This window comes from Psychroserpens sp. SPM9, assembly GCF_025153525.1.
In the GTDB taxonomy this organism is placed as follows: domain Bacteria; phylum Bacteroidota; class Bacteroidia; order Flavobacteriales; family Flavobacteriaceae; genus Psychroserpens.
In genome coordinates this window covers 241,514-261,078 of the sequence record NZ_JANZNR010000001.1, presented here as the reverse complement: position 1 = coordinate 261,078, position 19,565 = coordinate 241,514, and the positions used below count along the sequence as shown (strand labels likewise).

The window sequence follows — 19,565 nt, the reverse complement described above, 5'->3', positions numbered from 1 at the left end:
ACATTAGTATTGGATGCTATAGTCTTGTGAAAATCTTGAAATTAAATTGCCTGCAATTGTAGTTTTAAAATCACTATAAATAGTCAATCCAGTGTCGTTAGTGGTATTCAAAATTTCAAACGTCGCAAAAGAATTTCCCCAAGTACTGGCAAAGGTAATTATGGCATTTGGAGTAATGCTTTTACCATTAATTGTATTGACAGCATTAGATTGTAAATGATATAACAACATTAAATTTTTTCTGGTAAAAGTAGTCTCATTAATGCTGTAAAATAGATTTTCTGAGTTGTTTGTAGCAACATTGTTTTCAAAAGAAAGTACCTCGTTACCATTATCTAAAATTAAATACTTTGCCTCATTGATAAGGTTAGAATTAGCATCGTAGGTGTTAATCTCAAATGTGGTTTCCTCATTAAAATGACTATACATTTCATAATAGGTTCTATTGTTATTGGCGTCTAACACAATTTTTGCTTCTGAAACATTGGTGTCAAAATTAATGCCGTCGCTACTTCTGGTCGTACTAGAAAAAATGGTATCTGTTGTATGAGTAAATTCATGTTTTTCGAAACTAGACGATTGATTATCGGTGTCTATAGATTCTGAAAGATATGCAATGAGATCATCATTAGCGTCATAAGTAAAGGACTGAACTCTTGTAAGCAATCCATTGCTAAAGGATTGGATTTTATCGATTTTATCATCTAAGTAGGTGTAAGTTGAATTGCGCTGAAATGAAGTTTCCAGATTTAAGCCAGAAGCACTCACAATTTTGTTATCCTCAATGCTGTAGTTTGTAGAATCAAGTACTGTATTTGGAGTATTTGAAACATTATAGGTTTTATAAATATAATTAGTTAATCTTGGTTCGTTAGCAGCAACTTCAGGATCATCAGATGAACAAGAAAGGCAACTGAGTGTAAAAATGCTAATTGAAATTAAAGTATAGATTGATGTTTTCATAATATATTGTTTATTTAAGTTATAAATTTAATTAGCACTGTATGGCTGAAAGAGTTATAGATAGATAATAATCAAGGTTGGTTTCAATAGACTTAACCAGAACATAAATGGTTTGATGGGCTTCGGTTGTTGTGAATACCGCTTCAGAATTGATGGGATTGCTCATGCTTAAGGCATCGTCTTCGGTTTCGAAATATACGATGTTAAAGTCTTCATCATCAAATTCAAGCGTATCGAAAATACAGAAGCTATAATCATTCAGAATAAATTCAGCGCTTCCAGAATTTAATTCGGTTTCGCAAGCTTCAAAGTTGAAATTTCCGCAGCTTGAAAAATTAGGATCACAGCGTTGATTTAATATCAATTCATGATCCAAATGTGTTAGTTTTAAAGAATTAGCATCGATGTATGTAGCTTTCCAATCGCGATTAAAATAATCAGCAATAGCAGTAGTATCGTTGATGTTGATATTGATATGAAGTTCGTTTTCTATGGTAAAAGGCGACCAGGAACCACTAAGCAGATCGCCGTCAATAGCAAGAGTTGTAAATCCGTCATCCTCTTGAAACACACTGCCTAAATAAGGATTGCTATCTTCAAAACTATAACCAATTTTCCATACACAATGTCGTATAAGCTCTCCACATTCATAGACTAACTCATTACTCAAGCAACTATCAATGGCATTTTTAAGTTCTTCTTTATTATTAATTGTGAACGCTTCACCAGAGTCTAATGTGCTCGTAATGGGAAAGCTCATACTAATTGTATAGTTAAGATCTATAGCTTCTAAAAAACTACTAAACTCCTGATCGTTATTGAGTTGAGATGTATAGAGGTAGTTGGTGTTTTCATCAAACACAAACAGCGTAAGCGGATATATAAAATCAATACATACGATGCTTTTATCGGGACGCTCATCATGGGAAGCAATGCCTTTCAGGTTTTCAAATAAATCAGAATCTGCAGCTATAGCTTCATGAGTCTCTAGAACAGGAATCTGATTAAGGTGGTCGTCCTGATCATAAGCACAAGAAGTGATTAAAATGAGACCTAATACGATTGAAAATTTATGGATATTCATAAAGACTTGTTTCCCTATAGTCTTGAGAATATCAAAAAGGTTGCGTGAAATGATTCCGTTTGTTATAAAAAAGTTGGAAATATTTTATAACACTTTGAAAATCAAACAGTAATATTGTTATTTTTTTTCAGCTAAACCACGTGTTAACCAGCCTCTTCTATTCGCTGTAACAATGGCATAAGGTGTGATCCAAAACAATCCGAAGGTGTATAAAATACTATACGAATAGGCCCAAAAGGCTTCTGTTATTTTATAACTGTAAGCATAAAATATCACCGAAAATGTCGATATCACCAGAATACTTAAAAATGTTGAGCCTATAAATAATAAAGGATGTGTTACAATAAAAAATAGCATTAAGAATAGTACTGGAAAGCTCATCATAATTTCTAAAAACTGGCTTACAAATAATAAGCGCGCTCCCGATTTTTTTCCGTCTCTAAAGTTGGTGAATACATATTTTGACATTTCAATGTTTTCGCGGACATTACTTCGTCCCCAGCGGATGAACATTTTGTACAAGCCAGTGTATTCTACAGGAACATTAGTATAGGCAACAGCATTGCTTTGAAATAAAACATGCTTTCCTTGCTTAAGAATCATATTGGTCATGGCGCGATCTTCTCCTATATCTGACGGATTTCCCATAAATGATTGGTTAATCCACTCGGGCAGGCATTGATGAACAGCCGAACTTCTATAAGCTGCTAATGCACCAGGTGTACACAGCACAGAATTTAATTTGCTTTCTGCAGATCTGATAAACTCAAAACTTTGTACAAAACTCACATCTAACATCTTAGGAAGCATTTCCTTTTTATTGTTGAGCACTCTAATGTTTCCTGCCACAGCACCACAGGTGTCATTGTTTACAAAAGGACTAACAAGATTTCTAAGTGTATCTTCTTTTACAACCGAATCACTATCTACTGTTACAAAAATAGATCCCGTACCTAAATTGAAACCTCTATAAAGGGCATGTCGTTTTCCTTTATTTTCGGGTTGTTGAAGAATCACTAGACGGTCGCCAAGTTGTGTTTTTGCTTTTAACATCCATTCCCAGGTGTCATCTTTACTACCATCATCTATGGCTAGTAATTCTAGTTTGTTTTGCGGATAATCACTTTGAGTTAAACTCATTAAAGTATCCCAAACTTGTTTTCCTTCATTATAGGCTGGAACAATAATGGTGCAGGTTGGTAATTCTTGATCAGTTACTGAAGCGATGGGTTTATACTGAATGTATTTAACGAGCATAAATAAAAACAAGCTTACTTTATACACTAATAAAATTGAGAAGACACCCATTAAAACAAGTCCCCAAAACGAGGTCATACGTTCTATGTGAAGGAGGTCGTAGTCGCCATAGAATACACTAAAAAAATAGATGCCAATACCAATTAAGATTACACTACTTAATAGTACGGCACCTTCTACACGTGTGAAGGTTTTCTTTAAAAATTTAATGGATCGTATAATTAATGAATTGCTTTTTTTTGGCGTGGTTTTGTGATTTGAAGTAGGTGCAGACTTCGTGTTGATTTGTGGCATTTTATCTAAAATTATTAATCGTTGTGAATTGTTTTAAATCCTGTTGTTGCTAGATTTACGTTCACTTTTTACTTTTAGATTTTTTTTAATTTTTATTTAACACGCTTGCAAAGTAAGTCCTATAAACGTATCATTTAAGGTTGTTTGTTTATTATAAATAATGGGTGTTGTCGTAGTACTTGTTTCGATTACTGCAGTTACGGTTGTAATTTTTATCCATACTTGGAGTCCAAACCTTTTTTCAGGGGCAATTATTGGACCGTATTAACATAAAAAAAACCTCACTAGATGAGTAGTGAGGTTTGTAATGGATTATAAAAAGAACTTAATCTTTTTTATCTTCTCTAGGTTTGCGATCATCACGACGATTATCACGCCCACGATTATCTCTTCCTTTGTTATTATCACGTCCACCACGATTATTGTCTCTAGGAGGTCTAGCGACATAACCTTCAGGTTTTGGTAAAATAGCTTTACGAGATACTTTCTCTTTACGAGTTCTTGAATCTATTCCGAAGTATTTCACATCAAAAACATCTCCCATGTTAACGACATCAGATACATTTTCAGTACGTTCCCAAGCCAATTCAGAAACGTGTAATAAAACTTCATTTCCTGGTGCTTCAGTATATTCAACAACCGCTCCAAAGTCTAACATTTTGATGACTTTAACTTCGTAAACACTACCAACTTCAGGCTTAAATAATAAGGCATCAATTTTTGCCATAACAGCATCAATTCCTTTTTTACCAACACCTAAAACTTCAACAATACCTTCTTCAGTCACTGGATCTTCGTTGATAACGATAGTAGTGTCTGTTTCTTTTTGTAGTTCCTGAATGACTTTTCCACCAGGTCCAATCAACGCACCAATAAATTCATTAGGGATACGTCTAGTTACCATAGTAGGCGCATGATCTTTAACGTCTGCATTAGGAGCAGCAATCGTATCAGTCAATTTCTCTAAGATGTGTAAACGACCATCACGAGCTTGTTTTAACGCATTCACTAAAATCTCGTAGCTTAATCCTTTAACTTTGATATCCATTTGGCAGGCTGTGATACCATCAGCAGTACCTGTAACTTTAAAATCCATATCTCCTAAGTGATCTTCATCACCTAAAATATCAGATAAAACAGCATACTTTCCAGAGTCGGCATCAGAAATTAATCCCATCGCAATTCCCGAAACCGGTTTCTTTAATTGTACACCTGCATCCATTAATGCCATGGTTCCAGAACATACAGTTGCCATAGATGACGAACCGTTAGATTCTAATACTTCAGAAACGACACGTACTGTATACGGACAATCTTCAGGCACCATTCCTTTTAATGCACGTTGTGCAAGGTTACCATGTCCAACTTCACGACGAGATGTTCCACGAATTGGTCGTGCTTCTCCTGTTGAAAACGGTGGGAAGTTATAGTGTAAATAGAAACGCTCTTCACCTTCAAAAGATGGCATATCAATTTGATTGGCTTCTCTAGAAGTTCCTAAAGTAACTGTCGCTAATGCTTGAGTTTCCCCACGTGTGAAAATTGACGATCCGTGCGTCGATGGTAAATAATCTACTTCACACCAGATTGGTCTGATTTCATCAGTTTTACGACCGTCTAAACGTAAACCTTCGTTTAATGTTAAATCACGTACAGCCGCTTTTTCAGCTTTGCTGTAGTATTTGGAAATTAAACCACCAAAATCTTCTATTTCTTCTTCAGAAAAAGAGGCTACAATTTCTTCTTTAATTTCTGCAAATGCAGCACTTCTTTCGTGTTTTGAAGACCCTGCTTTTGCTACAGCATATACTTTATCGTAGGCCATATCGTGAATCTTCTTTGCTAAATCTTCATCGGTACGTTCTGGTTCGTATTCACGGACTTCCTTTTTACCGAAAGCTTCAGCTAATCTTACTTGAGCAGCACATTGCACTTTGATAGCTTCGTGCGCAAATTTAATTGCTTCAGTCATTTCTTCTTCAGAAATCTCATCCATTTCACCTTCAACCATCATGACCGAATCAGCAGAAGCTCCAATCATCATATCGATATCAGACTCTAATAATTGTGCTCGTGTTGGGTTAATCACAAACTCACCGTTGATACGTCCAACTCTGGCTTCAGAAATTGGGCATTCAAAAGGGAAATCGGATAACTGAATGGCTGCAGAAGCCGCTAATCCTGCCATAGCATCTGGCATTACATCGTCGTCATGAGACATTAATTGAATCATAACTTGTGTTTCAGAATGGTAATCTTTTGGGAATAACGGACGTAAAACACGGTCTACTAGACGCATGGTTAAAACTTCACCGTCACTTGGTCTGGCTTCTCTTTTGAAGAATCCTCCAGGATAACGTCCAGCTGCAGCAAATTTTTCTCTGTAATCTACTGTTAAAGGTAAAAAGTCTACATCTGCTTGTTTATAATTGGAAACGACTGTACATAATAACATACATTTTCCAGATTGCACAACAACACTACCATGTGCTTGTTTTGCTAATTTTCCGGTTTCGATAGAAATTTCTCTACCGTCACCTAGGTCAATGACCTCTCTAAAAACTTTTGGAATCATAAATTTTTTAATTCTATTTTTACTGAGCATTGAGCCATATCAAAATGCACAGCAAAAAATGTTAAACAATGGTCGTTGTGTTGTAGTTGTTGTTGTGAGACTCGAAAGTCATGACCAATGAAAAACCTTTTGTCTCGAACTTGATTCGAGATCTAGCTTCTTATTTACGACATTTATACTCTGTCGTACGAGTTATTATATAAAAAAAAGAGGCACGAAGCCTCTTTAATATTATTTTCTTAATCCTAATTCTTTAACTATGGCACGATATCTTAAGATATCTTTTTTCGTTAAGTAATCAAGTAATGCACGACGCTTACCTACTAACTTTACCAGAGAACGCTCAGTATTAAAATCTTTACGATTGTTTTTTAAGTGCTCAGTTAAGTGGTTAATTCTGTAAGTGAATAATGCGATTTGACCTTCTGCAGTTCCAGTGTCTTGTGCATTTTTGCCATGTTTTTTAAAGATGGCTTCTTTTTCTTTTTGATCTAAATACATGCTAATATTATTGTAAATGATTGTTATGTACGTTGAAAGTCTTTCTTTCAAGCGGCAAATATAGTAATTTTTAATGATTTGCAACTATTTACGAAGTCTAGTTTTATTTTTTTATGCTGAAATTAAACGTTTTCAGCTTTGATTGGTCTTAACATTATATTAACATCAAAAATTAAATTATGAAAGCAATGACAAAATTAATGTTCACCTTAGTGGTTTTAGGTTTGACATTTACAGGTTGTAGCAACGAAGATTCTGTTGCTCAAGAAGAACAAAATGAAGATCTTACTGAAGTAAGGTTGTCTTCAGAAATTGACAAAGCAGCAAGCGTCGTAGGCGATATTATTATCGATGCTTATGAAGGTCAGGAGCTCAGTGAAACCGGAAGGCTGGCAGAAGGACAACAGCGAAACGGCTTACCTAATTGTGTGACGGTTACAGTAGTAGCACAACAAGGATTTAGAGAGGTCACCGTAGATTTTGTTGATGAAGGTTGTGAGGTGCTTGGCCATTTACTCAAAGGTCAAATCGTATTTTCTTATACGAGAAATCCCGATGCGCAAGAGGTTTTATTAACCTATGATTTGGTAGACTTTTTCTTAGATGCTAAAAACATTATTGGAAGTAAGACCTTATTAAAAGAATTATCAAACGATAATGGGAATCCGCAATTCACGCATACCTTAGACATGACTGTTATTTGGCCAAATGGTGCCGAAGCGAGTCGAGACGGACTTAGAATTAGAGAATGGATTGAAGGTTTTGGAAGTGGTGTGTTTAGCGATAATGTGTTTGAAGTTACTGGGAACTGGTCTACAACCTTTGTAAATGGTAATACCCATTCTTATGATGTACTAACACCATTACGACGTGAAGTGATTTGTTATTATTTTGTGAGTGGAAGTGTGCAAGTTGAACGTACAAATTTTGGCGGAACCTTTGACTATGGTAATGGCGATTGTGATAATCAAGCCACTTTTACTTTTAATAATGGTAATGAGATTGATGTGACGTTAAATTAATTTGATTGTTTAGTTTTAGTCAATTTAAAAGCGAGCCCTTGGTTAATTAATATAACTCAAAGGCTCGTTTTTTTGTTAAACATTAATGGGTTTAAAAAGATTCAATAAAGATATCACTTGGTATCGTGTTTTCATTAGCCGACACCGAATTTTGTAAAAATTTTTCGTAAAAGAAATTCACTCTTTTTTCAAAATCTTCAAGAGTATTCCAGTCCTTTGGATGACCTTCAGGACGTTTTACTTGAGTTATAGAAGTGTTGTTTTTTGTAGGATATTCTAAATTTTTTAAATAGAAATACATTTCTTTTTTTTCGTCATAGGCTTCTAAAATCAAACCGGGTAAGCCTTGTAGTTTCCATGGACCATAGGGTAAAGCAATGTCTTTGGTGTACCATGCGGTATAAATTCTTCCTCTAAATTGTCCTTGGGCTTTGTAAACAGTATGCTTTTGTATGGTCTTAGTTTTACTAATTAATTCCCAATCAATCTGAGGTGTTTTTTCAGAGACATAATATTTTTCCCATTTGCGCCAATATAAACTATCGCTTTTTCGGTTATAGTAGACTTGTTTGCCATAACGAGAAGTCATTGGAAACGCATAAGACCTAATTGATAAGCTGTCTTTGCTATAATATCTTTTTTTAAAATGTGTAGCTTTCTCTAATGAATCCTTAGCAAATACATAATACGAATGGTTGTTGTCAAATACTAAATATGAATTAAAGTCAGGACCAATCGTATCACCCAAAGATTTACTTTCAATCTGGCCGTAGTGAACAATTCCTTTATGAAATTCAACAGATTTACTTTTTATACATGAGGTAAAGTTACATATAACGAGAAACCAAAAGCCTAAATATTTCATTGGATAGATTGATGAATAGAATAAAAATAAAAAAATCCTATAAGTTTAGATAACCCATAGGATTTTTATATATGTTGAATTTATCTTCTTAATCTCTTAAGGACTGATTTGAAATCAAATCAATATATAAATTTACCTTGTTTTTCAAGTCTTTACGATGTGTTATAAAATCAAGAAAACCGTGTTCTAATAAAAACTCTGAAGTCTGAAAACCTTCAGGTAAATCTTGACCTGTTGTATCTTTTACAACACGAGGTCCGGCAAAACCAATTAATGCTCCAGGCTCACTAATGTTGATGTCGCCGAGCATAGCAAATGAGGCCGTAGTTCCACCAGTAGTCGGATCAGTACATAGCGATATGTAAGGAATTCCAGCATCTGCTAATTGCGCTAATTTTACAGAAGTTTTTGCTAATTGCATTAATGACAACACAGCTTCCATCATACGAGCACCTCCAGATTTGGAAATAATCATAAATGGAATGTTGTTCTTTAACGAATGTTCTGCTGCTCTGGCAATTTTTTCACCTACAACACTTCCCATTGAACCTCCAATAAAAGAAAAATCCATACAAGCAACAACCAAGTCTTTTCCTTTAGACTTTCCAACAGCTGTTCTTACCGCATCTTTTAATTTGGTTTTTTCTTGAGCAGCCTTTAAACGGTCTGGATATTTTTTTGTATCCTCAAATTTTAATGGATCCTTAGAGGTTAAACCTGCATCTAATTCTTTGAATTTATTATCATCAAAAAGAATTTCGAAATATTCTTTACTTCCAATTCTAACGTGATAACCATCTTCTGGACTCACATAGAAGTTTTGTTCTAATTCTTTAGTATCAATAATTTTACCAGTAGGAGACTTGTACCACAACCCTTTGGGTGTGTCTTTTTTCTCTTCGGTTGTTGTTTGAATACCTTTATCTTTCCTTTTAAACCAAGACATTAAAAATAATTTTAATTAGTAGTTAGTAATGCAAAGTTATAAAGTATTTACATTATTTAGGTCTTCAAACGCCTTTTTTAAGCGTTCGACGAATGCATCTTCCCCTTTTCTAAGCCAAACTCTTGGGTCATAGTACTTTTTATTTGGCACATCATCACCTTCAGGATTTCCAATTTGTTGTTTTAAATACGCTTCTTTTTCGCCCATATAATCACGAACACCACTCATAAACGCATATTGCATGTCGGTATCAATATTCATTTTTATAACACCATATCCAATCGCTTCTCTTATTTCTTCAACAGTAGAACCTGATCCGCCATGGAATACAAAATCGATGTGATTGTGAGGTAAATTATGCTTTTGTGATAAGAACTCTTGAGAGTTTTTAAGAATTTTTGGGGTTAATTTTACATTACCTGGTTTGTAGACACCATGAACATTTCCGAAGGCAGCAGCAATTGTAAATTGATCGCTAACCTTACTTAATTCTTCATAAGCATAGGCTACTTCTTCAGGTTGTGTATATAATTTAGAATCGTCAACATCGGTATTATCAACACCATCTTCTTCACCGCCAGTAATGCCTAATTCGATTTCTAAAGTCATTCCCATTTTGCTCATACGCTCAAGGTACCTTTTGCAAATTTCGATATTCTCTTCTAGAGGTTCTTCCGAAAGGTCAATCATATGAGAGCTGTAAAGTGGTTTTCCCGTCTCTTTATAATGTTGTTCACTCGCATCGAGTAAGCCATCAATCCATGGTAAAAGTTTTTTAGCACAATGATCGGTATGTAAAATCACAGGAACACCATAAGCTTCTGCCATTAAGTGTACATGTTTTGCACCTGCTACAGAACCTGCAATAGCTGCTTTTTGACCATCGTTACTTAGGCCTTTTCCGGCATTAAATTGGGCGCCTCCATTTGAAAATTGGATAATCACTGGGGCATTCAATGCTTTGGCAGTTTCTAAAACACCATTGATGGTGTTAGACCCTATAACATTTACGGCTGGTAAAGCAAACCCTTTTTCTTTTGCTAGTTTAAAGATTTCTTGTACTTCTCGTCCTGTTGCAACTCCTGCTTTGATTGTATGACTCATGGTTTTGTTTTAGTTGAAAATTTAAAACTCAAAAATAAGTAAAATTTGCATACTATGGGTGAATTTTTAAGACTTTGAATCAATGAAAACCTACGCAAACGTTATCGTTTTAAAGTAAATTACAGGAATCTTAAAAAGGATAGTTAACACCAATATTATAAACGGCGTTACTGAAGTTATAATCCTTAAACCAGCGATTTCCGAGTGGTCTTGAAGGGTCATAAGTTTTAAATCCGATATCACCTCTCAATACAAAGAAGCTAAAATCATAGCGAATCCCAAAACCAGAACCAACAGCTATATCTTTTAGAGAATCAAAACCGTTAAATGTAGCACGTTCGTCTTCAACATTATCAAACACGTTCCAGATGTTTCCTGCATCGACAAAGAATGCACCATTAAATCGGCCTAATAAATTAAAGCGCTGTTCGGCACTTAAGGTGATTTTCATATTGGCTTCGTTAAATTCATTAGTGGATAAGGAACTTCCTGGTCCTAAGTTATAAGCAGTCCATGCTCTAATGTCGTTTGGTCCACCTGCAAAGAAACTTTTAGCAAACGGAATACTGTTTGAGTTGCCGTACGGAATGGCAATTCCAAAATAGGTGCGGATAGCAAATTCGTTTTTTCTGCCTAAATCCCAGTGTTTCACATAATCGATTTCGGCTTTTACATATTGAGAAAATGGAACGCCAAAGACTTCGTATTTGTCATCGGCATTCTTATTTAAATCGAATACTTTTGATAAATTAGACAATAAATTTCCGGCTAATTCTAATCGTAGTCTAACAATAGAAAAGTCGTTGTCAAAAATGTTTTCTCTTCGGTTTTTAACAAAGTTAAAGCTGGAAGAAAAGATAAGGTTGTCTTCTGTTAGTCGGTCTTTACGCTGTTTAATATTGTTTACAGTAATATAGTCCTCATCACTGGGCGTTAATGAAGTGTTGCCACTAACGACATCGTTAATAAATTCATCTGCAGGTGAAAATGAGCCTCCTTCACTCTCAGGGTCTTTTAAAATCTCACCATCTTCTATAGCACCAATAGATATCGCAATGTCATTTAAGCTTTCAAATGAATTTGTATACACTCCAAAATAGTTCGCAGTATTTAAGTTTTTTACAAATTGAACATTAAATAAATCCAGATTATTGGTCACTTTGGTGGTTGGGTTCCAGTTGTAGTTTAAGGTGCCAGTAAAGGTTTGTTTGTCTAGACCGATATTACGCTGGCTCGTTGCATTGAGACTAATTCTCGTACTTGGCGACATGTATTTGGGAATGATTTTCTCGGTTTTAAAAGGAAGAAAAAATCGCGGAATATTTAATCGTAAATTTCCACCCAATTCGTTGATATCAAAAAATTGATCTTTACTATCGGAAGCATTTTTTGATGATCCAATGGCTCCCAAAGCCGAAATCTCTAAAGTTTCGGCACCTCTAAAAATGTTTCTAATTAATAGACCGCTACTAAAAGCAAAACCAACTGTTTGAATATTGCTTTGCGAGACTTCAAAGCTGGTCGTGAGCTCAAATTTCTTCCGAGGAACCAAATACACATTTGCGGTTAAAGTTGTATCGCTTTCATTTTCGATATAAGTAATTCTCGGATATCTAAATGCTTGTAATTCACTTAAATACCTGTAGGTTCGGGTACGATCAATGTCTCTAAACACCTGATCTTTATTAATAAAAACAGCATCAGTAATCGCTTTTGGTCTGTATTTTAGCTTTTCGTAGCTATACAAATTAAAGTTTTTGTATTGCACAGAATCTGTGATTGTCGAATCCTGATAGGCATTTTTATAATCGGTGTAAATATTGACATCTTTAATTTTATAAATCTTGAACGGCACATGTGCTACCGAATCTTCCGTTCTAATGGCTCTTTGTGCAATTAATAAATCTGTTTTTACTTTTTTGTTAGTGTTAATAGTATCAAGATCAAAAGTGATATAATCTTGTCCAAAATGATACAAACCAGAATTTCGTAACTCGGTTGTTATTCTGTCACGTTCTGCCGTATAATTATCTTCGTCATACTGTTGGCCTTTGGCAATTAATGAGCCTTTTTTCAACTTAGATTGGTATAGTGAATCGACGATTGGTGTTTTGATAATGGTATGTATCGAATCTAAAAAGTAAGGATCGCCAGTTTCTACTTTGTAAGTGACTTTTGCTCTTTGATTGCTGTCTTTTTCAGTTTCAAACGATGTTTTGACATTAAACCAACCTTTGCTGAAGTAATATTTTTTAAGTTCAAGTGCTGTTCTTTCTGCGCGATTTTCTTTATAAACGGCTGGAGCTTCTCCTGTCTTTTTTAACCAGCTATTGAAGTTTTTCTTAGACCTTATAAGCGCTTCATATTGTTTGATAGATAAGAAGTTTTTTAAGCCTTCTTTTGGGTCTTCCGGATTTCTGTATTTGGCATTGAGGATCGAATCGATATTAGGTCTGGCCAGGTTGTAGATATGAACTCGTAACGGAATTCCTAAGAGTTTCCCATTTGGTTTTTGATAAATAAGATTGTTTACGGTTTCAGAGTTATTCTTTTTATCATTAACTAAAACGGTGTTGCTCGTCAATAAGTGTTCATTTTTTTTGACGCGCTTCATAACATCACATGAAAATGTGCTGCAAATGATTATACAGATTAATATCTTGGAAGCGTTAAGTTTCAATAAGGAAGCTGTTTGCATTTAAATTCAATCCAAATTTACAATTTATTGTTTGGTTAAGTTCTTATCATAACAAATAATAGACCAAAAAAGTATTACTTTGTATTTTCATTAGGATATCACAAAATTATACCGAATTTAATGTTAGCCAAAAGTCAGATTAAATTAATTACAAGTCTCCACCAAAAAAAGTTTAGAGTACAACATCAATTATTTGTTGTTGAAGGTATAAAAGGTATTCAGGAGTTTTTGAATTCGCATTTTGAATTGTACCAGTTGTTTTCAACAGCGGCTATATTTGACGTAGAAAGTACTCTTATTTCTGAACAGGAACTTCATAAAATAAGCCGACTTAAAACGCCTAATACTGCTGTGGCTTTATTTAAAATTCCGAAGGACATACCTACAGCGCCTACCGGATTAATACTCGCTTTAGACGATGTGCGCGATCCAGGAAATTTAGGAACGATTATCAGGCTTTGTGATTGGTTTGGAATTAAACAGTTGTTATGTAGCAAGGCGACTGTAGATTGTTATAATTCTAAGGTGGTTCAGGCGACAATGGGTTCGTTAACGCGTGTCAATATTCAATATTTAGATTTGGAAGCTTATCTTAAAACCTATGCACATGCTGTCTTCGGAACTTTTATGGATGGAAACACGGTTTATTCGGAATCCTTACCAGATCAAGGTGTCATTGTCATGGGAAATGAAGCCAATGGCATTTCAGAAGCTATCGAAAAATTGGTCACTAAAAAACTGAGTATTCCTAGATTTGGGAACCTTAAGGTGACTGAAAGCTTAAATGTCGCAACAGCAACAGCAATTATACTCAGTGAGTTTAAACGCTAACTATTTCAATGGCTCAAAATATCTGAGAGGTTTAAGTCTGTCTATTGAAAGGTGAAATTCAAGAAAATTCCGCGTGTCTTCATCGTCGTAACGTTTTGAGTCCACGGACTATTAGGATCTTCATCTCTAATCAACTCGTCATTGAGTGCAAATACGCCACGAATAGATGGTGTGAATTTAAACCATTGATTGTAAAAATCTATCCCAATTCCCAGCTCATAAAAGAGGACACTTTTTTTGGTTCTAAATTGCCCTGCGGAATTGTCATCAGGATTTTCTTCATTACTGGATAAGTTTAAAGCTGTAGAGAAACCTCCAATAATAAAAGGCTTAAAATTATTGAGGCGTTTGGTCGATACTTTTAATAATAACGGAAAATGAACATAAGTCGATTTGACTTCACGCATTAAATCGGCATTAGAAAACTCCATACCTGCAAAATAGGTAGGATCGTATTGAAGTGTTCGGGTTGTAATATAAAGTCCGGGTTCAAAACGTAAATCTAAATGATCGTTGATTCTAAGATTTGAAATTAATCCCACACTAAAGCCAAGATTAGTTTCGGTTAAAATATCAGGTTGATCCTGTTCATAATTAAATTGATAATCGTAACTATTGAGTCCGAGGTAAAATCCCCAACTCAATAATTGCTTATCAAAGTTTTCATTATTTTTTATTTTTTCCTTACTAAATAATTGAGCAGAGGCTGTCTGAGATCCAATTAACAAGGTTAAAATTATTAGTATTTTCTTCATAAATTCACGATAATGACTTGGAAACACTTAGGCTTTTGATGCAATATAAATAGTTGCAACACCAAAAGTTTGAGGTTTGTCTTGCACGTTAATAAACCCAATTTTACGCAAAATATTGTTTAAAACCTCACCATAAGGAAAAACAGATGCAGATTCGCATAAATAAGTATAAGCCGACTGGTCTTTTGAAAAGCGTTTTCCAATAGCAGGTAATATATGTTTTGTGTAAAATTTATAGCCCTGTTTAAAAGGTGTTTTCGTTGGAACCGAAGTTTCTAGAATCACAAAAGTTCCATTGGGTTTTAAGACTCTAAAAATCTCGGCTAAACCAGTTTCTAATGTTTCAAAATTACGAACACCAAAAGCAACGGTTATCGCATCAAAGCTATGGTCTTCAAAAGGTAAATTTTCCGAATCGCCAATCACCATTGAGATGCGATTATCAAGTGCTTTACTCTTGATTTTTTTTCTGCCTACTTCGAGCATGCCATCGCTAATGTCTAAGCCAATTATTTCTTTGGCGTTGGTTTTGGCAAGGCTTATGGCCAAATCACCAGTTCCTGTGGCGATGTCTAAAATGCGTTCAGGGTTTGTTTTAGAAACAATGTCGACCACTTTATTACGCCATTTTATATCGATTCCAAAAGAAATAACACGATTTAAGCCATCGTATTCTTTTGAAATATTATCAAACATTTGAGTGACTTGTTGCTTTTTGTTTAAATCACTATCCTTATATGGAGTAACTTTTGAGGACATTCCTTTTTTTTTGCAAATATACTTAAAACTAATAGCTTTAAATAATTTGTAGCTTACTTTTAGAACACTGCCAATCACATAATAATGTAGTATATTTGTATGTTTTTTTGAATAAACAGATCAATGAAAATAATAATTGCAGGTGCAGGAGAAGTAGGATTTCATTTGGCAAAATTATTGTCTTATGAATCTCAAGAGATTACCTTAATCGATACTGATAAAAACAGTTTAGCTTATGCCAATGACCACTTAGATATTCGAGTAATAAAAGGAGATGTCACCTCTATTACGATATTAAATGAGGCGAGAATTAATACTTCCGAATTGTTTATAGCAGTAACCTCATCTGAAACTACAAATATTACAGCTTGTGTTCTTGCTAAAGAATTGGGCGCCAAACAAACCATTGCCAGAATCTCTAATTCTGAATTCTTAGATCAAACCGAAGTTGGGTTTACCAAATTTGGTATTGATGAATTAATTTCACCAGAAGCACTGGCAGCTGCCGAGATAGAATTACTTTTAAATCAGTACGGATTTAACGATACTTATGAGTTTGAAGAAGGCAAATTAACCATGTTGAGTTTGCGTTTGTCTAGAACGGCAAGCTTTGTAGGTAAAACAGTGCGTGAAGCGGCTCAAGTATTTCCCGAACTGCATTTTGTGCCCATAGCCATTCAGCGTTTTGGAACCCAATACACGATTATTCCTAGAGGCGATACCGAATTTAAAGAAGGTGATAAGGTGGTGTTTATGACTTCAAAAGGAGGTGATGAAGAGTTGTTTGAGCTTTCAGGTAAAGTGAAAACCGAACTTAAAAACATCATGATTCTAGGCGGAAGTAAAATTGGGTATAAAACAGCTCGCGATCTTTGTAAAGGCAAATTTAAAGTCAAATTGATTGAAAGTGATAAAGAAGTCGCTTTTGAATGTGCCGATGATTTACCTAATGCATTGGTGATTAATGGTGATGGTAGAAATGTGGAGCTTTTAGATGAAGAAAGTATTTCAGATATGGATGCCTTTATTTCGGTGACTGGTAATTCTGAAACCAATATCATGTCTTGTTTAGTAGCTAAATCTAAAGGTGTGAAAAAGACGATTGCTTTAGTTGAAAATATGGATTATTACCAGTTATCGCAATCTATCGGAATCGATACGCTTATCAATAAAAAACTACTGGCAGCCAATAATATTTTTAGATATATCAGGCGTGGTGAGGTGGTTGCTATGACAAAACTAACCAATATGAATGCAGAATTGCTAGAGTTTAAAATCAATTCTAAATCAAAGATTACTCAAAAGAAAATCAAAGATTTAGATTTTCCGCGTTCGGCAATTATAGGAGGTGTTATTAGAAACGATGTTGGCATCATTCCTTTAGGTGATTTTCAAATAGAACTAGGAGATAAGGTAGTTGTATGTTGTTTGCCAAGATCCATCACTCAAGTTGAACGTTTCTTTTTTTAAACAAACTCATGAAACTCAACTATAAAATTATTTTTCACTTTTTCGGCTTGCTATGTTTGTTTAATGGCGGTTTTATGCTCTTGTCGACACTCATAAGTTTGATCTATAACGATGGGGTTACAATTGAGCTACTTGGGGCAGGAGTTATTGTTGTCTTGTTAGGTGCCATTGCCATGTATCTAACCAAAGATCATAAAAAAGAACTCAATAAAAGGGATGGTTATATTGTGGTCGCTTTTGGGTGGATTGTCATGGCTTTAACAGGAACTTTGCCCTATGTGATTACAGGTTCGATTCCGAGTTTTACTAATGCTTTTTTTGAAACGATGTCTGGCTATACCACAACAGGTGCCAGTATTTTAAACGATATCGAAGCCATGCCTAAAGGCGTTTTGTTTTGGCGAAGTATGACACACTGGATTGGTGGTATGGGAATTATTGTTTTAGCGATTGCTATTTTGCCTTTACTTGGTATTGGAGGAATGCAATTGTTTGCTGCGGAAGCACCAGGACCTAATGCCGATAAATTACACCCAAGAATTACAGATACGGCAAAGCGACTATGGCTCATTTATTTTGGCTATACAGCTGCTGAAACTATTTTGCTTCAGGTGGCAGGAATGACGTTTTTTGATGCGATTAACCATTCATTATGTACTTTGTCTACTGGAGGGTTTTCGACTAAAAATGCTAGTGTGGCTTATTGGAACGGTCAGCCTGTGATTCAGTATATTATAATTGTATTCATGTTTTTGGCAGGAACAAACTTTGTATTAAGCTACTTTGCTTTTAAAGGAAAAGTTCAAAAAGCCATTCGTGATGAAGAGTTTAAATTGTACTTTAAATTTATAGCATTGTTCACCATTATTGCGGCTTTGATTATTTATTTTAATGCCGATTTTTCGATTTCTTCAATAGATCATCCCATGGTGTTAGGTAAGGCTGAAGCTTCGTTTAGACATGGTCTTTTTCAGGTGATTGCTATTATAACAACCACAGGATTTGTAACCGCCGATTATACCTTATGGACACCCTTTTTGGTGGTGTTCTTTTTCGGACTCATGTTTTTGGGTGGTTCGGCAGGAAGTACTTCAGGAGGCGTGAAAGTTGTGCGCCATATGATTATGATCAAAAACGGATTTTTAGAGTTTAAACGCGCACTTCATCCTCATGCGATTCTTCCTGTACGCTACAATAAAAAAGCTGTGTCAAAAGGGATTGTATTTAATATTCTGGGCTTCTTTATTTTGTATATGTTGTCTTTTATTGTTGGAGCTTTGGTGTTTTCTATGTTTCAGATTGATTTCGAATCGGCTATTGGTTTATCGGCTTCCAGTTTAGGTAATGTCGGTCCGGCATTAGGTAATTATGGTCCTGTAAATAACTATGGCGAATTACCAGCATTAGGAAAATGGTGGTCGGCATTTTTGATGCTCATCGGACGACTAGAATTGTTCACTGTGTTGATATTATTGACACCTTTTTTCTGGCGAAATCGATAAATTTTCAAATTATTTTCAAATATTTTTTTATTCGGAATTATTAATATTTATAGGTATTTCGGGATTTTTGTATTGGTTTTTAAGGGGTTAGGGTTTTGTATGTGTGTAACATTTTAACGGTATGTGCGTCATATAGGTGTAATCAATTAAATCAACCAATCATGGAATTAGTATTAACATCACAAAAATTAGAGCCTTCACCCAAACGTAGATTAGAAACAGAATTTATTGAACCAGGAGGTTTATTAAATTCAAGCTACAAAAGCGTAGCAAGATGTCAAAAGCATCACGCAAATTCAACATCTATATCTGGTATTAAGCAACGTATAAAAAGCAGACAATATCAATTTACTTCAAGTATCGATACCCTCTTAAAACTGTCTGTTTTTGCAACAGTATTAGCCTTAATCTTTTAAGCTATACTATAGACCTTTTTAACTGGTACGATTGAGTTCTCACTCAACTATCTTTTACATTCTAAGTCAATATAATTTTGGTATAATTACAAGTACCGAAAGGTTTGATATACTTTAATGTTAACGGTTGGATTTCTGAAATTAATTCAGAATAAATCATACAATTATGGGAATCTCATCAATGAATGCTACCATCAATAATAATAGAAAATTATTGAAAAACGGAAAACGCAAACCTTTTACTAAAATGAATGGTGGTTCAGGTAAGCCTCGACTGTATAAGCCTTATGTCTTACCTGAAGTATTTCCGCATGTATTAAGACGTGTGCGTATAAAAACCAAAAGAGAAAACAGACGTTTATTAATCAAGAAAATTAGTATTGGTTTTGTAACCTTAGTAGTAATGATCGTTTATGTTATGTATCTGAGTCAATAATTATTAGGCGAAGCAATGCTATATGATAGCGTCTTTAAATAATGTGTTTTTAGAAATAAATTAGCTGCCAAGCAATTAGAGTATTAC

Annotated in this window: 17 protein-coding genes; 6 read left to right on the top strand and 11 right to left on the bottom strand. The window is 34.8% G+C overall.

Features of this window, described 5'->3' with window-relative positions; genetic code table 11:
- Positions 1–3 precede the first annotated feature (3 nt).
- From N4270_RS01110 to rpsO, 5 genes are all read right to left on the bottom strand, one after another.
- Positions 4–963, bottom strand: coding sequence for a hypothetical protein (locus tag N4270_RS01110; RefSeq protein ID WP_260094954.1), 960 nt, complete (start codon positions 961–963; stop codon positions 4–6).
- A gap of 31 nt (positions 964–994) precedes the next feature.
- Positions 995–2,047: a hypothetical protein gene (locus N4270_RS01105; RefSeq protein WP_260094953.1), complete on the bottom strand. Its 1,053-nt coding sequence runs from the start codon at positions 2,045–2,047 to the stop codon at positions 995–997.
- 117 nt (positions 2,048–2,164) lie between these two features.
- Positions 2,165–3,598, bottom strand: coding sequence for a glycosyltransferase family 2 protein (locus N4270_RS01100; protein WP_260094952.1), 1,434 nt, complete (start codon positions 3,596–3,598; stop codon positions 2,165–2,167).
- A gap of 325 nt (positions 3,599–3,923) precedes the next feature.
- Entirely contained in the window at positions 3,924–6,173 is a 2,250-nt protein-coding gene (locus tag N4270_RS01095) for a polyribonucleotide nucleotidyltransferase (RefSeq protein ID WP_260094951.1), read from the bottom strand.
- Between the two features lie 231 nt (positions 6,174–6,404).
- Entirely contained in the window at positions 6,405–6,674 is a 270-nt protein-coding gene (gene rpsO / locus N4270_RS01090; protein ID WP_260094950.1) for a 30S ribosomal protein S15, read from the bottom strand.
- 179 nt (positions 6,675–6,853) lie between these two features.
- Here rpsO and N4270_RS01085 point away from each other — a divergent pair, with 179 nt between their 5' ends.
- Positions 6,854–7,696, top strand: a complete 843-nt coding sequence (locus N4270_RS01085) for a hypothetical protein (RefSeq protein ID WP_260094949.1) — start codon at positions 6,854–6,856, stop codon at positions 7,694–7,696.
- A gap of 91 nt (positions 7,697–7,787) precedes the next feature.
- On the opposite strand, the gene N4270_RS01080 is transcribed toward N4270_RS01085, so the two are convergent.
- From N4270_RS01080 to N4270_RS01065, 4 genes are all read right to left on the bottom strand, one after another.
- Positions 7,788–8,561: a GLPGLI family protein gene (locus N4270_RS01080; protein ID WP_260094948.1), complete on the bottom strand. Its 774-nt coding sequence runs from the start codon at positions 8,559–8,561 to the stop codon at positions 7,788–7,790.
- Between the two features lie 88 nt (positions 8,562–8,649).
- A complete protein-coding gene (gene accD, locus N4270_RS01075; protein ID WP_260094947.1) occupies positions 8,650–9,507 on the bottom strand; it encodes an acetyl-CoA carboxylase, carboxyltransferase subunit beta in 858 nt (285 codons plus the stop codon).
- A 36-nt stretch (positions 9,508–9,543) separates the two neighbouring features.
- Entirely contained in the window at positions 9,544–10,611 is a 1,068-nt protein-coding gene (gene fbaA, locus N4270_RS01070; protein WP_260094946.1) for a class II fructose-bisphosphate aldolase, read from the bottom strand.
- Positions 10,612–10,741: 130 nt separating this feature from the next.
- On the bottom strand, positions 10,742–13,225 hold the full coding sequence (locus N4270_RS01065; RefSeq protein ID WP_260094945.1) for an outer membrane protein assembly factor: 2,484 nt from the start codon (positions 13,223–13,225) through the stop codon (positions 10,742–10,744).
- A gap of 204 nt (positions 13,226–13,429) precedes the next feature.
- Between N4270_RS01065 and N4270_RS01060 the strand changes: the two genes are divergently transcribed.
- Positions 13,430–14,140, top strand: coding sequence for an RNA methyltransferase (locus tag N4270_RS01060; RefSeq protein WP_260094944.1), 711 nt, complete (start codon positions 13,430–13,432; stop codon positions 14,138–14,140).
- Between the two features lie 41 nt (positions 14,141–14,181).
- On the opposite strand, the gene N4270_RS01055 is transcribed toward N4270_RS01060, so the two are convergent.
- Both N4270_RS01055 and ubiE read right to left on the bottom strand, forming a co-directional pair.
- Positions 14,182–14,895, bottom strand: coding sequence for a porin family protein (locus tag N4270_RS01055; protein WP_260094943.1), 714 nt, complete (start codon positions 14,893–14,895; stop codon positions 14,182–14,184).
- A 27-nt stretch (positions 14,896–14,922) separates the two neighbouring features.
- On the bottom strand, positions 14,923–15,654 hold the full coding sequence (gene ubiE, locus N4270_RS01050) for a bifunctional demethylmenaquinone methyltransferase/2-methoxy-6-polyprenyl-1,4-benzoquinol methylase UbiE (protein ID WP_260094942.1): 732 nt from the start codon (positions 15,652–15,654) through the stop codon (positions 14,923–14,925).
- Positions 15,655–15,777: 123 nt separating this feature from the next.
- Between ubiE and trkA the strand changes: the two genes are divergently transcribed.
- The 4 genes from trkA to N4270_RS01030 all read left to right on the top strand — a co-directional run bounded on the left by trkA (position 15,778) and on the right by N4270_RS01030 (position 19,478).
- Positions 15,778–17,124, top strand: coding sequence for a Trk system potassium transporter TrkA (trkA, locus tag N4270_RS01045; RefSeq protein ID WP_260094941.1), 1,347 nt, complete (start codon positions 15,778–15,780; stop codon positions 17,122–17,124).
- 8 nt (positions 17,125–17,132) lie between these two features.
- Positions 17,133–18,626: a TrkH family potassium uptake protein gene (locus N4270_RS01040; RefSeq protein ID WP_260094940.1), complete on the top strand. Its 1,494-nt coding sequence runs from the start codon at positions 17,133–17,135 to the stop codon at positions 18,624–18,626.
- Between the two features lie 161 nt (positions 18,627–18,787).
- The gene (locus N4270_RS01035; protein WP_260094939.1) at positions 18,788–19,042 is read left to right on the top strand and encodes a hypothetical protein; all 255 of its coding nucleotides are present in this window, start codon (positions 18,788–18,790) and stop codon (positions 19,040–19,042) included.
- 166 nt (positions 19,043–19,208) lie between these two features.
- The gene (locus N4270_RS01030) at positions 19,209–19,478 is read left to right on the top strand and encodes a hypothetical protein (protein ID WP_260094938.1); all 270 of its coding nucleotides are present in this window, start codon (positions 19,209–19,211) and stop codon (positions 19,476–19,478) included.
- Positions 19,479–19,565 lie beyond the last annotated feature (87 nt).